At 62.6% G+C, this 12,581-nt stretch carries 12 protein-coding genes; 9 read left to right on the top strand and 3 right to left on the bottom strand.

Annotation, left to right across the window (positions count from 1 at the left end):
* Positions 1-4: 4 nt before the first annotated feature.
* Complete coding sequence (locus A3A9_RS0127715; protein WP_027061548.1) at positions 5-2,248, bottom strand: TonB-dependent hemoglobin/transferrin/lactoferrin family receptor; 2,244 nt, start codon at positions 2,246-2,248, stop codon at positions 5-7.
* Between the two features lie 200 nt (positions 2,249-2,448).
* On the opposite strand from A3A9_RS0127715, the gene hemP reads away from it, so the two are divergent.
* The 5 genes from hemP to A3A9_RS0127690 are packed head-to-tail and all read left to right on the top strand — an operon-like array spanning position 2,449 to position 6,594.
* Complete coding sequence (gene hemP, locus A3A9_RS0127710) at positions 2,449-2,658, top strand: hemin uptake protein HemP (protein WP_027061547.1); 210 nt, start codon at positions 2,449-2,451, stop codon at positions 2,656-2,658.
* 41 nt (positions 2,659-2,699) lie between these two features.
* Positions 2,700-3,761 (top strand): hemin-degrading factor, encoded by a 1,062-nt coding sequence (locus A3A9_RS0127705; protein WP_027061546.1) that lies wholly within the window; start codon positions 2,700-2,702, stop codon positions 3,759-3,761.
* A gap of 11 nt (positions 3,762-3,772) precedes the next feature.
* Positions 3,773-4,669 carry a heme/hemin ABC transporter substrate-binding protein gene (locus A3A9_RS0127700; protein WP_027061545.1) on the top strand — a complete coding sequence of 299 codons (897 nt, stop codon included), beginning with the start codon at positions 3,773-3,775 and terminating at the stop codon, positions 4,667-4,669.
* Positions 4,670-4,680: 11 nt separating this feature from the next.
* Positions 4,681-5,784 carry a FecCD family ABC transporter permease gene (locus A3A9_RS0127695; protein WP_027061544.1) on the top strand — a complete coding sequence of 368 codons (1,104 nt, stop codon included), beginning with the start codon at positions 4,681-4,683 and terminating at the stop codon, positions 5,782-5,784.
* Positions 5,785-5,802: 18 nt separating this feature from the next.
* Positions 5,803-6,594 carry a heme ABC transporter ATP-binding protein gene (locus A3A9_RS0127690; RefSeq protein WP_027061543.1) on the top strand — a complete coding sequence of 264 codons (792 nt, stop codon included), beginning with the start codon at positions 5,803-5,805 and terminating at the stop codon, positions 6,592-6,594.
* 42 nt (positions 6,595-6,636) lie between these two features.
* On the opposite strand, the gene rirA is transcribed toward A3A9_RS0127690, so the two are convergent.
* Positions 6,637-7,101 carry an iron-responsive transcriptional regulator RirA gene (gene rirA / locus A3A9_RS0127685; RefSeq protein WP_027029396.1) on the bottom strand — a complete coding sequence of 155 codons (465 nt, stop codon included), beginning with the start codon at positions 7,099-7,101 and terminating at the stop codon, positions 6,637-6,639.
* Between the two features lie 285 nt (positions 7,102-7,386).
* On the opposite strand from rirA, the gene A3A9_RS0127680 reads away from it, so the two are divergent.
* From A3A9_RS0127680 to A3A9_RS0127670, 3 genes are all read left to right on the top strand, one after another.
* Positions 7,387-8,682: a DUF445 domain-containing protein gene (locus A3A9_RS0127680; RefSeq protein WP_027061542.1), complete on the top strand. Its 1,296-nt coding sequence runs from the start codon at positions 7,387-7,389 to the stop codon at positions 8,680-8,682.
* 104 nt (positions 8,683-8,786) lie between these two features.
* Positions 8,787-9,215, top strand: coding sequence for a phasin family protein (locus A3A9_RS0127675; protein ID WP_027061541.1), 429 nt, complete (start codon positions 8,787-8,789; stop codon positions 9,213-9,215).
* 201 nt (positions 9,216-9,416) lie between these two features.
* A complete protein-coding gene (locus A3A9_RS0127670; RefSeq protein ID WP_027061540.1) occupies positions 9,417-9,914 on the top strand; it encodes a MaoC family dehydratase in 498 nt (165 codons plus the stop codon).
* Positions 9,915-10,093: 179 nt separating this feature from the next.
* Here A3A9_RS0127670 and A3A9_RS0127665 read toward each other — a convergent pair whose 3' ends face one another.
* Positions 10,094-11,560, bottom strand: coding sequence for an MFS transporter (locus tag A3A9_RS0127665; RefSeq protein ID WP_027061539.1), 1,467 nt, complete (start codon positions 11,558-11,560; stop codon positions 10,094-10,096).
* 129 nt (positions 11,561-11,689) lie between these two features.
* Between A3A9_RS0127665 and A3A9_RS0127660 the strand changes: the two genes are divergently transcribed.
* Complete coding sequence (locus A3A9_RS0127660) at positions 11,690-12,580, top strand: LysR family transcriptional regulator (protein WP_027061538.1); 891 nt, start codon at positions 11,690-11,692, stop codon at positions 12,578-12,580.
* The last annotated feature ends 1 nt before the right edge of the window (position 12,581 follow it).

Below are 12,581 nucleotides of genomic sequence, written 5' to 3'. Positions count from 1 at the left end.
GTTATCAGCCTCCAAATCGCATTGTTGCCGCCAGCTTTAACGTTACGCCGGGCTCGTAGGCCGCGAATGTCGACTGCGCGCCGGGCGTCGTGGCCGGGACGACGTTGAGCGCATTGGCATATTTGACGTCGAACAGATTGTCGGCGCGGAAATCGATCTTCAGATTGTCGGTCGCCTGATAGCTGACGAAGGCATTGACCAGCGTGTAGTCGTCAGCGATCGGGCTGCCCTTCGGCTTGCCGTTGTACTGCACTTCGCCGCCGACGGTCAGCTTGTCCTCGAGGAAGCGCAGGCCGAGCTGAGCAGTGACCTGTGAGGAGGGGATGGTGAGCAGTTCACCGCGCACTCCGGCATAGGAAATGGTGTGGCCATTGGTGATCGATGCGGAAAGACCGGCATAGCCCCATCCGGCATCGTAGACGCTTTCGATCTCAATGCCGTTGATTTTGGCCTTGGCGAAGTTCTGATACTGGAAGCAGATCGGGATGTAGCCGGGGTTGCTTCCCAGTTGGCTGAAGTCAACGGGGCAGGCGCTTGCGGGGTTCGTGAATGACGCGGGGAAAGACACGCCCTGGATGTAGTCACCCACGTCATTGTTGAAATAGGCCGCCTTGATACGAAGCGCGTCGCCGGCCTCGAAAATATCGTTCTGTTTGTAGTTGATGCCAGCCTCGACTGTTTTGCCGGTTTCGGGCTTAAGGTTCGGATTGGGCAGGAACGGGAAGGTGACGCCCGCCGGGTGGCGGCCGCTGATCAGCGTTTCCGTCAGTGATGGAGAGCGATAGCCCTCGGCGTAGGTGCCGTAGAATTGCAGCCCATCGAGGCCGGCGCTTTCAAATGGCGTGACACCGACGGTGATGCGCGGCGACAGCCGGTCGCCTGATGTCTCGTGGTTGCTGTCCTTGAGGCTGTAATTGTCATAGCGCAGCCCGGCGATGACTTCGAGCCATTCCCAGCTGAGCTTGTCCTGGACATAGGCGCCGGAAACATTGCGCTTGCCGGAAGGCGTGTAGAAGCTGTCGCCACCGGCGGCGCCGCCGGTCTTGACGTCGTCACCCACCCAGTCGCCGCCATAGGTCAACTCGTGCGCGATGCCGGCCGTCTCGAATCGCGATGTGTTCCAGATGTCGATTGAGGTCGTGCCGACATCGAACGTCGACTGCGAACCCGCCGGCAGGATCACCGGCAGACCGGTCGAAGGATTAAACCGGGACTGCGGAACAAGCGTTGTGAGATCGAGATTGGTCTTGTTGTACGAGGTGTTGATGTGAAGATCGAGCCAGCTCTTGTCTTCGTCCGTGATGTTGTAGCGGGCTGTGAAGGTGTTCGACTTCAGGTCGACATCATTGACCGGGATGCCGCCGCTGATTTCACTCCAGCCATCGCTTGAACCGACCCAACCAAGCTTCAATTCGCTGTTCTCGGTTGGGCGAATGCTGGTCTTGAGCATGCCGCTCAGCACGTCGAAGCCGGTGCCTTTGACGGTGTTGCCGCCGCCGTCCTTGTAGTCGTCATAGTTGCGGTAGACGATGTTGCCGAGCACATCCCAGTTCTCGTCGACGCGATACGCGCCGGTTGCGCTCGTGGTCCAGCCCTTGCCGTTGCTCTCATAGCGTCCGGTTACCGAAGCGCCCCATGTTTCTTCCGGCTTGAGGAAGTCCGCGGCATCCTTGGTGTCGAAGAAAACAACGCCGCCGATGGCGCCCGAGCCATAGGTGTTGGCGACAGGACCCCGGATCACGTCGACGGATTTGATGAGCTCGGGGTCGATGTAGAAGGTCGACTGCGTACCGTGGTCGGAGCGCTGGTAATCCTGGCGCGCGCCGTCGACGATGACCGCGACGCGGCCGAAATCCTGCAGGCCGCGAATGTTGATGCTGGTGCTGACGCGCCTGGCGTCGGCTTGTGCCGCGACACCGGGTACACCGAACAGCATCTCGTTGGGCGTCGTCGCCATGCGGCGGTCGAGCTGTTCCTGGTCGAGATGGCTGGCCGACGCCAGTGATTCGATCGCCGTCTCGCCGGTGCGGCTGATGACGAGAATCTTGTCGAGCAGCGTCGCGCCCGCAGGCGCGGCTTTCTTCTCATCAGCCTTCTTCGATTGATCCGTCTGCTGGCCTGCCGGCTGCGTTGGCTGCTGTGCGTGGGCTGATGGCGCGCACAGCGCGATTGCCGCCACGCTTGCCAACAAAGCCGCCATACCGCTCGCCGCCGACCGGCCGCGCCGTTCCCAAATCATCAACCCCATGCCCCGACTCCAGAATTCCAGGTTTCGTGCTGGCTGGCCCGGGGCTCGCTGGCATTTTTGATCGCGTCCGGCGTGTTAAATGTTGACTCATTTAATCCGGTATTGCACTGACTAATAAACATGATTATTCAAGTCAAGAAATGAATCGGATTTACGCAACGCCTAGCCAGTCGCCCGGCACAGGAAAGGGATCCATCCAGATGAACACCCACAATCCCAATGACTTTCGCTACCGCGTCCGCCGTTCCGACGAAGCCCCCGTCACCCATTTCGATCGGGTTCCGATGGCGGTCAGAACATTGTCCAGCAACACGCTGTTCCAGGGCGAGCACGAGATCGGCATCGAACATCATGGCGCGCTCTACCGGCTGAAGATTACCCGCCAGGGCAAGCTCATTCTCAACAAGTAAGGCCCATTTCAACAAATAAGGCATGGCAGTAGGGACGAGACATGGACCAGCGCGTAAAACCCGCCCCGCATGAAATCCGGCGGGCACGGACGGAAAATCCGAAAACGCGCGAGCGTGACCTAGCTGCCCAACTCGGCATTTCGGAAGCCGAACTGGTCGCCGCGCATTGCGGCGACGGTGTCCTGCGCATCGAGCCACGCGTCAACGATCTCTTGACCGGCCTCGAAGCGGTCGGTGAGGTGATGGCGCTGACCCGCAATGAAAGCGCCGTTCACGAAAAGATCGGCGTCTACGACAAGGTCGTCACCGGCAACCACAATGCCATGGTGCTTGGCGAGAACATCGACCTGCGCATCTTCCCAAAAGTTTGGGCACATGGCTTTGCCGTGGAAAAGCGCGATGGCGACGAGATCCGCCGCAGCCTGCAGTTCTTCGATGCGGCCGGCGAGGCCGTGCACAAGGTGCATCTGCGGCCGGCCTCCAACCTCTATGCCTACCAGAAGCTGGTCGCCTCGCTGGAATCGTCCAACCAGGAACCGACGGCTGACATTTCAGGGCATGGCTTCGACGAAGAGGGCGAAGCCACAGCGACGACCGCCAACCTTGACGATCTGCGTGACCGCTGGAGCCGGCTGACCGACGTGCACCAGTTCTTCGGCATGCTGAAGACATTGAAGCTCAGCCGCCGCCAGGCGGTGCGCATGGTCGGCACCGACTATGCCTGGCTGCTCGACAATGACGCGGTCCGGGCCATGTTCCATCACGCCGCCGAAGGCGAGATGCCGATCATGTGCTTTGTGGGCAACTGCGGCTGCATCCAGATCCACTCCGGCCCGATCAAATCGATCAAGCCGATGGGGCCCTGGATCAATGTGCTGGATGAGACCTTCCATCTGCACCTGCGCACGGACCACATCCATGAAATCTGGGCGGTGCGCAAGCCGACCAAGGACGGCCATGTCACTTCGCTCGAGGTCTACGCTGCGAACGGCGAGATGATCATCCAGTTCTTCGGCAAACGCCACGAAGGCGAAAGCGAGCGCGACGATTGGCGCTTCCTGGCCGAGAACCTGCCGCGAATCCCGAACCCGACGGCAGCCTGAGGAACATAACGATGTCTTTCTTCTCGAAATCGCCGACCATGCGTGGCGCAATGGTCGGCCTTTCCCTTGTTTTTGCCGCGCTGCAACCGGCTGGCGCCACCGAAGGCATCTCGGTCTTCGCCGATCCGTCGAAGATCGTCGCCATAGGCGGTTCGATCACCGAGATCGTCTATGCGCTTGGCGAGGAGAAACATCTGGTGGCGCGCGATTCCACCAGCAATTATCCGAAAGCGGCGCTCGGCCTGCCTGATGTCGGCTATATGCGCGCGCTGTCGCCGGAGGGCGTGCTGTCGGTCAATCCGACCGGCATCCTGGCACTGCACGGCAGCGGTCCCAAGGAAGCTGTGGACGTGCTGAAGAAGAGCAGCGTTCCGTTCATCGAAGTGCCCGAGCACTATACCCACGAGGGTATCCTCGAGAAGGTCCGTATCGTCGGCAAGGCGCTCGGCGTCGACGCCAAGGCCGAGGTGCTGGCCAAGGAGCTCGATGCCAAGCTGACATCAGCCGAAAAGCAGACCGCCTCGATCAGGGAGCGCAAGCGCATCCTGTTCGTGTTGTCGATACAGGGTGGCAAGATCCTGGCCGCCGGCGGCGAAACCGCGGCCGACGGCATTGTCAAGCTGGCGGGTGGGGTCAACGCCGTCGAAGGCTTCTCCGGCTACAAGCAGATGTCCGACGAGGCAATCGTCACCGCCAGGCCTGACGTGATCCTGATGATGAGCAATGCCGGACCGCCGGTATCGGACGACGAACTGTTCGGCAATCCGTCGATCGCCTCGACGTCGGCTGGAACCGCACGGAAGGTGATCCGCATCGATGGCGGCTATCTGCTCGGCTTCGGGCCGCGCACGGCTGAAGCCATCCACGACCTCGCTGTCTCGCTCTATGGCGCTGAAATCACGGACTGAGCAGGCATATAATGGTCGATCAATCGATCGCCAGCCCGGTGAAGGTGTTGGCGAGTGCATCTGAAGGCGACCGCTCGGGTCGCGCCCGCATCGTTATCCTTTTTCTGTGCCTGGGGCTTGCCGCTGCCGTGCTTTTGTCGCTCACATCAGGGGCATCGGATGCCTCGGCCGTCAACGTTATCAGGGACTGGCTGCTTGGAGCCGTTCCCCGCGATGCAGCGCTGAGCGCCCGTGACAGCCTGATCGTCTACGACATCCGCTTGCCGCGCGTCATCCTCGGCATGCTGGTCGGCGCTGCGCTCGCGGTCTCGGGCGCCGTCATGCAGGGATTGTTCCGCAATCCGCTGGCCGATCCCGGCCTGATCGGCGTTTCCGCTGGCTCCAGCCTTGGCGCGGTGGCCGTCATCGTGCTTGGCACCACGGTGCTAGCGCCGGTAACGGCCTTGTTCGGCACGCTTGCACTGCCGTTGGCCGCCTTCGTCGGCGGCCTTGCCACGACACTGGTGCTCTATCAGGTCGCCACCCGGCGCGGGCAAACCTCGGTCGCCACCATGCTGCTCGCCGGCATCGCGCTGGCAGCACTTGCCATCGCGCTGACCGGCATCCTCATCTTCATGGCGGATGATCGCCAATTGCGCGACCTGACCTTCTGGCAATTGGGGTCGCTCGGTGGCGCGACCTGGCAGAAGATCGGTTCTGTGGGGCCGATCATCATAGTGGCATTGGCGGCGATGCCGTTCCTGTCGCGGGGCCTCAACGCACTGGCACTGGGCGAGGCGACCGCCGGCCATCTCGGCATTCCGGTGCAGCGGCTGAAGTACACGGCCATCATCGGTGTCTCGGCTGCGGTCGGCGCGTCCGTCGCCGTCAGTGGCGGCATCGGCTTCGTCGGCATCGTCGTACCGCATCTGCTGCGCCTGCTGATCGGTCCGGACAACCGTTATCTGCTGCCGGCCTCGGCGCTGCTCGGGGCCTCGCTGCTGCTTCTGGCGGATGCGGTCGCCCGCACCATCGTGGCGCCGGCCGAATTGCCGATCGGCATCGTCACTGCGATATCAGGCGCGCCGTTCTTCCTGTGGATCCTGCTGCGCAAGCGCGGCGTGATTGATCTGTGAGACTTCTGTGAGGCTGGGATGATCGAGGCAAGGGACGTTTCCGTGGCGATTTCCGGCAAGCGCATCGTCGGCGGTGTCGATTTCGATGCGCGACCCGGCGAGATCGCGGCCATCGTCGGCCCCAACGGCTCTGGCAAGACGACCTTTCTGAAGGCTCTGTCGGGCGACCTCGCCTATACCGGGCACGTAGCTCTCAATGGCCGTGACCTGTCTTCGATGAAGCCGGTGGAGATTGCCGTCCAGCGGGCGGTGCTGCCGCAGGCGACGACGCTGTCGTTCCCGTTCACCGTGCGCGAGGTGGTCAAGCTCGGCCTTGTCGGCGGCCGCTCGGGTGCCTTGCCGGGCGAGGATGCGCGGCTGCCGGAACGGGCGCTGGCCCGCGTCGATCTCGATGGCTTTGCCGGGCGTTTCTACCAGGAGCTTTCAGGCGGCGAGCAGCAACGCGTCCAGCTTGCGCGCATCCTGTGCCAGGTCCCGGCGCCGGTGCTGGATGGCAAGCCGCGCTATCTGTTCCTCGACGAACCTGTTTCCAGCCTCGACATCAAGCACCAGCTGATCATCATGAACATCGCCCGCGATTTCGCCAGAAGGGGCGGTGGAGTGGTCGCCATCCTGCACGACCTCAACCTGACGGCCATGTATGCCGACCGGATTTTCGTCATGCATCGTGGGCGGCTGGCCGCAACCGGGTCACCGCAGGACGTGTTGAGTGATGACCTGATCGAAAAGGTCTTCGATTGCCGGCTCCGCGTCGGCGTGCTGCCGGCCGGCAACATGCCGTTCGTGCTGCCGCAATCATCGGGCAGCTGATATTCAGGTGAGGCCGGCCGCGACTGGCTTTAATCGGTGCGATCAGGCAGCCGGAGCGCGGCGTTCGACCAGCATGTCGATGCCGAGCAGGTTGCGCACACTGGGCCGCGCCGCCACCATATCGGCGATCGTGTAGCGGGCAAGCACGGCGAAGAAGGCGTTGAGTGCCTCACGCAGCGCCGAATTCAGCGCGCAACTGTCGACCAGCGGGCACTCGGCGGCATCGTTCTCGAAGCATTCGGCCATGGCGAAGCTCTCTTCCGTCACGCGCACGACGTCGAACAGGTTGATGGATTCCGCGGCGCGGCCAAGCCGGACGCCGCCATTTCTGCCGCGCACGGTCTCGACCAGACCATGCTCGACCAGCGGCTGCAGGATCTTGAACAGGAACAGTTCCGACACCGAATAAGCGGCCGCGATTTCGGGAATGCGGCTCAACCGGTCATTGTTGGCGGCACAGTACATCAGGATGCGCATGGCATAATTGGTCTGGCGGGTAAGCCGCATATTGTCCTCACTAGGCGCTGACGCGGTGCAACACGCCAGATTCCCGAACTTTGTTGGCGCGGCGCTCATCCGGAATTTCGGATGCGCCACACTGGCCTTGGCCGAATATGGCCTATACCTTGGAATAATTCCAGACTAGCTTCGCATAATAGATGAATATTCTCGTCAACTTTATGTGCGCAAGTGGGCCGAACGTGGGGGAAACCGGCTGTCACGGGCATTTTGGCGGCCGACGCACTAAATAGGCCGATAAAGACCCGGATTTCGGCGAGGAGCATCTTATTCATGTCCCAATCGGCTCCGTCCCTGGCGCCCGTTCGGTTCGATGCCGACGCGGCCGTCAAGCTCTCGGCGCTGCGCCGCACCAAAGTCGTCGCGACAGCCGCGCTGGCGCTTTGCGTGCTGGTGTTCGCCCTGGCCAAGTCGTTCGAGAAGTCCCATCCATGGCTGGGGTTCGTCGCTGCCTTCGCCGAGGCGGCGACCATTGGCGGCCTTGCCGACTGGTACGCCGTGGTTGCGCTGTTCAGGCGGCCGCTTGGCCTGCCGATCCCGCACACCGCCATCATCCCGGAAAACCAAAACCGCATCGCCGACAATCTCGGCCGTTTCATCGAGGCCAATTTCCTGGCGCCGGAGCCGGTGCAAGAAAAACTGGCCGAGGTGGATTTTGCAGCACTCGTCGCCGATTGGCTGACTGATGCCGAACGCGCCGCGGGCCTGTCGCGCTTCGTTGTGCGGCTGGTGCCGCAGACACTGGCCGCGGTCGAACAATCCGGCCTGCGCGGTTTCGTCACCAGCCGCATGCTGGAGCAGGTCGAAAAGGTGCCTCTGGCGCCACTAGCGGCGGAACTCTTGTCGGCGCTTACCGACGATCGCCGTCACCAGAAACTGTTCGACGAGTTCACCAAGGTGATCGGCCGGTTTCTCAATGACGAGCAGGCGCTGGCGACGATGCGCGAAAAAATCCGCGAGGAGCTGCCGTCGCTGTTCAACCTGTTTCGAGCCGACGCCTATCTCCTGAAGAAGATCGTCGCATCGGCCGGTTCTCTGCTTGACGAGGTGCGGACCGATCCCGACCACCCGATGCGTGCCGAGTTCGACAGTTTCGCCCTGGCCTTCATCGAAAAGCTCAGAACATCGAAGCAATATGCCAAGCGCGCCGAGAAGCTGAAGCGCGATTTTCTGGCCAGGCCCGAAGTCAGGGCGCTGGCCGGCGACATGTGGGCGAGCCTCAGCCAGTTTATCGAGCAGGACGCCAAGGCACCCGAGTCGATCATCCGCACGCATCTTGCCAACATGTTCGTCGAGGTCGGCCGCCATCTCGCCAGCGATCCGCAGATCAGGGCCGATATGAACGGGGGATTCGTCGTGGCGCTGGCCTCCTTTGTCGAGAGCCAGAAGAGCGGCGTGTCGAAATTCATCGCCGATCAGGTCAAGCGCTGGGATCTTGCGCAACTGACGCGGCTGATCGAGATGAATATCGGCAGGGACCTGCAATACATCCGCTTCAACGGCATGATCATCGGCGGGCTGGCGGGTATCGTGCTCTATACGATCGAGCTGCTGCTCCCGGTCAATTGATGCGTATCGATCGCCGGGCCTGTGTTCGAAATGGACATACGCCACCCGAGTGCTATCCTCGCCATGAGGGCACCCGCATCCGCGGCGACAGGGGAGAAGACACCATGGCAAAACAACCGGAATCCGATTCCTTCATGGACATGTTCGGCAAGTTTGGCCGCGACCTGAAGGTGCCCAATGTCGATGTCGAGGCAATCCTCGCCCATCATCGCAAGAACCTCGAAGCGCTGGAAAAGGCGGCGCGAGCCAGTGCCACTGGCGCGACCTCGCTGTTATCAAGGCAACGCGAAATGCTGCAGGACACGCTGCGCGAGGTTGCCGAAGTGGCGCAGAGCTACCGAGCGCCCGGCAATCCGCAGGAACTCCTGGCCAAGCAGACGGAGTTCGCCAGGAAATCCTTCGAAGCCGCACTCAAGAATGCCGGTGAAGTTGCTGAACTGGCACGGAAATCAGGCGCCGAATCGATCGATATCCTGCGCGCGCGGATCAAGGACGCGATGGAGGAAGTCCGCGGCGGCTACGAGAAGAGATAGGCCTGTATGGCCTGTTGTTCCGTACTTCCCCAAGCACTTTGGCCGCTGCTCCTAGCCCCACGCACAGTTGCATCCGCGCCACGCGATTGGCGGCATGGCACCATTCAGCCGGAATTCGGCGGAACGGATTCATGCAAGGCGAATTGACAGGGGCCGTCCGTTCGTGGTCCGGAGGCGCGGCAAGCTATCGGGAAAGCAGGAATGACTGAAGTACGGCCTAAAACGCCGCCGACCTACGAGCAGTTGAGGACGATGTCCGGGCAGGAGCTTGGCGTTTCGGAATGGACCACGGTCGACCAGGACCGTATCAACCAGTTCGCCGAATGCACCGGCGACCATCAATGGATCCACGTCGACCCTGAGCGGGCGCGGCGGCAAAGCCCGTTCCGCACGACGATCGCGCATGGTTACCTGACGCTGTCGATTATCGGCGCGCTGGCGCTCGGCATGGGTATAGTGCCGGAAAACACGCAGGCCGCCTTCAACTATGGCTTCGACAAGGTGCGTTTCCTGGCGCCGGTCAAGGTCGGCGCGCGCATCAGACTGCGCGCGGTGCTGCTTTCCATGGAGGACAGGGGCCCCGGCCAATATCTGATGAAAGCAGCCAACACGGTCGAGATCGAAGGCGAGGAAAAGCCGGCGCTGATGGCGGAAACTTTGGTGATGCTTTATGAGCGCCGCAAACGGGCAGGGGCCTGAGGGTATGTCGATATTCAGGTGAGGCCGGCCTGCAAACGCTGGCTTCCTGCGCTTCCCAGTTCTACTGCGTCGCAGTAGAACTGTGCTCACGTACTTCAGTACGCACCGCTCCGGTTCTCGGAATCCACCGTTTTCGGCTCGGCCTGACCTGAATCTCCACATACCCTGAATGGTCCGCATCAAGAATATTGTGAGGCGGACGTGCTAGGTATCCGGCTGGCAAAACGGGCTGAAAGAACGGCTAGGATCAGCGCAGCTAGCACCATGCCGGTTGCCGCTTCGAAAGTGGTCTGCATTCCCTGCGCGGCCGCGGCCGGCGACAGGATCGTCGTGTCCGCAGTGCCTTGCCCCGTAGCGATGGCAAACACCGCGCCCATCAAGGATGCGCCGGTGATGAGGCCGAGATTGCGCGACAGGTTGAGCAGGCCCGATATGACGCCGCGTTCGCCGGCACTGATACCGCTCATGACGGCCGCATTGTTGGATGTCTGGAACAGGGCGTAGCCGAAGCAGGTGACGGTGATGGGAACGACATAACTGACAATGCCGAGGCTTGTCATGGCCAGCGAGAGCAGGAATGTGCCCGTTGCGAGGCTGGTCAGGCCGGCGACCATCATCCTATGGGATCCGAATCGATCGGCAAGCCGCCCGGCCAGCAACGCCGACAGGGCGGAGACAAACGGCCCGGTCGAAAGCACCACGCCAACCATCGCCGCATCGAGTCCCAGCCCTCGCGACAGATAGAACGGGGCAACCACCAGGGTCGCCATCATCACCGTGGCGACGATGAGGTTCATGGCCAGACTGGCGCTGAGCCGTGGATCCCGAAAGCTGGCGAGTTGAACCAAAGGGTTTTTCACTCTCGCCTGCGTGGCGGCGAAGAGAACAACGCCTATGCCTGTCGCAGCCAGCAGGCCGATGTTGAGCGCGCCGAAATTGCCCCGCCCAAGCGTCATGGCCAGTGCATAGGCGGCCAGCGTCAGAGCCAGCAGGACAGTGCCCATCGTGTCGAACTTGCCTTGAGTGGCCTGTGCCGTCTTGCCGCGAGCGGGCAAGGCATGCCAGGCGATGGCGAAGGTCAGCAGGCCGAGCGGGACGTTGACCAGGAAGATCGCCCGCCAGCCGAGGCCGGCGATCAGCAAGCCGCCGAGCGAGGGGCCGAGTGTCGTGCCGACCGATGACATGGCACCGAGCAGACCCATGGCGCTGCCGGCTCGCTCCTTGCTTACGGTTTCCGAGACAAAGGCGAGCGTCAGCGCCATCATCAGCGCTGCGCCAAGCCCTTGCACGGCACGCGCGGCGATCAACAGCCAGAGTGTCGGCGCCAGGCCGCACAAAACTGATGCTGAAGTGAACAGGGCGATGCCGGCAAGCAGCAAGGGCCGACGCCCGAACACGTCTGCCAGCCGTCCGGCGCTGACGATCAGCGTGGTAATGGCAAGGAGATAGGCCAGAACCACCCATTGCACGGCCTGGAACGTCGCCCCGAACGCTTGCATCAGCGAGGGCAGCCCAATGCTGGCAATACTGGTGCCGAGCGACGACAGCAGCGTGGCGAGCGACAGGCTTGCCAGCGCCCAGCCAACCGATCGGTTCTGTTGCGGGGCTGACACCAGCCCGTCCAGATTTTGCTCGTCGACTGTCATGGCGATCTCCTTTTCGTTGGCCCCCATAACGGGGCTGTCGGAGATTTAGTCCTGCGCTTGGTATGGCGGAAGGCGCAGCATTTGCATCATATCAGTGTGCCTGACGCCATATCATGTTACGATCCGCGAATGACATCGCCCGATCTCAATCTGCTTTTCGCCCTCGACGCCTTGCTGGCGGAAGGCAGCGTGGCACGCGCCGCGCGCCGTCTGCGGCTCAGCCCTTCGGCAATGAGCCGGACGCTGGCGCGGCTGCGCGAGGCAACGGGCGATCCCCTGCTGGTCCGCGCCGGGCGCGGCCTTGTGGCAACGCCGCGCGCGGAGGAATTGCGCCGGCAGGTCGGCCCGGTCGTCCAGGACGCGGAGGCGCTGCTGCGCCCTGCCGAGTTGCTTGATCCCTCAAGTCTGGACAAGGTCTTCACGCTGCGCACCAACGAAGGCTTAGTCGAGGAATTCGGGCCGCGTCTGGTCGCCCGCATCGAGGCCGATGCGCCAGGGGTGCGGCTGCGTTTCGCGCCCAAGTCCGACAAGGATGTGATGTCGCTGCGCGAAGCGGCGATCGACCTGGAAATTGGTGTCGCCGGTGAAACTGGGCCCGAAGTGCGCATCCAGGCGCTGTTTCGCGACCGCTTCATCGGCGCGGTCCGATCAGGTCATCCCCTGAGCGAGGGCGCGGTGACGCCGGAGCGCTATGCAGCGGGCCGGCATATCAGTGTCTCGCGGCGTGGCCGCGAGCGAGGGCCGATCGACGAGGCCCTGAGCGGGCTAGGCTTGCAGCGGACGGTCGTGTGCATGGTCTCGGGGTTCTCGGCCGCGCTCGCCATGGCGCGCGCCTCGGAGCTGATCGCCAGTGTGCCCGAGCGGCACACGGCCGGCGCGCGCTCAGGCATGCACAGTTTTCCGCTGCCGGTCGCCACCGTGGAAGTCACCATCTCCATGCTCTGGCATCCGCGCCTCGATGCCGACCCGGCGCAACGCTGGCTGCGCGACTGCGTGCGGGAGGTCTGTGCGAGCCGCTGAG

This window comes from Mesorhizobium loti CJ3sym (assembly GCF_000472785.1).
Taxonomy (GTDB): Bacteria; Pseudomonadota; Alphaproteobacteria; order Rhizobiales; family Rhizobiaceae; genus Mesorhizobium; species Mesorhizobium loti_E.
The sequence above is the reverse complement of the archived record's forward strand: the minus strand, read 5'-3'. Positions and strand labels throughout refer to the sequence as shown.

What these genes read in the sequence shown, in the direction of transcription:
- A3A9_RS0127715 (WP_027061548.1), bottom strand. Translation starts at nt 2,248, where the DNA reads ATGGGGTTGATGATTTGGGAACGGCGCGGCCGGTCGGCGGCGAGCGGT.
- hemP (WP_027061547.1), top strand. Translation starts at nt 2,449, where the DNA reads ATGAACACCCACAATCCCAATGACTTTCGCTACCGCGTCCGCCGTTCC.
- A3A9_RS0127705 (WP_027061546.1), top strand. Translation starts at nt 2,700, where the DNA reads ATGGACCAGCGCGTAAAACCCGCCCCGCATGAAATCCGGCGGGCACGG.
- A3A9_RS0127700 (WP_027061545.1), top strand. Translation starts at nt 3,773, where the DNA reads ATGTCTTTCTTCTCGAAATCGCCGACCATGCGTGGCGCAATGGTCGGC.
- A3A9_RS0127695 (WP_027061544.1), top strand. Translation starts at nt 4,681, where the DNA reads ATGGTCGATCAATCGATCGCCAGCCCGGTGAAGGTGTTGGCGAGTGCA.
- A3A9_RS0127690 (WP_027061543.1), top strand. Translation starts at nt 5,803, where the DNA reads ATGATCGAGGCAAGGGACGTTTCCGTGGCGATTTCCGGCAAGCGCATC.
- rirA (WP_027029396.1), bottom strand. Translation starts at nt 7,101, where the DNA reads ATGCGGCTTACCCGCCAGACCAATTATGCCATGCGCATCCTGATGTAC.
- A3A9_RS0127680 (WP_027061542.1), top strand. Translation starts at nt 7,387, where the DNA reads ATGTCCCAATCGGCTCCGTCCCTGGCGCCCGTTCGGTTCGATGCCGAC.
- A3A9_RS0127675 (WP_027061541.1), top strand. Translation starts at nt 8,787, where the DNA reads ATGGCAAAACAACCGGAATCCGATTCCTTCATGGACATGTTCGGCAAG.
- A3A9_RS0127670 (WP_027061540.1), top strand. Translation starts at nt 9,417, where the DNA reads ATGACTGAAGTACGGCCTAAAACGCCGCCGACCTACGAGCAGTTGAGG.
- A3A9_RS0127665 (WP_027061539.1), bottom strand. Translation starts at nt 11,560, where the DNA reads ATGACAGTCGACGAGCAAAATCTGGACGGGCTGGTGTCAGCCCCGCAA.
- A3A9_RS0127660 (WP_027061538.1), top strand. Translation starts at nt 11,690, where the DNA reads ATGACATCGCCCGATCTCAATCTGCTTTTCGCCCTCGACGCCTTGCTG.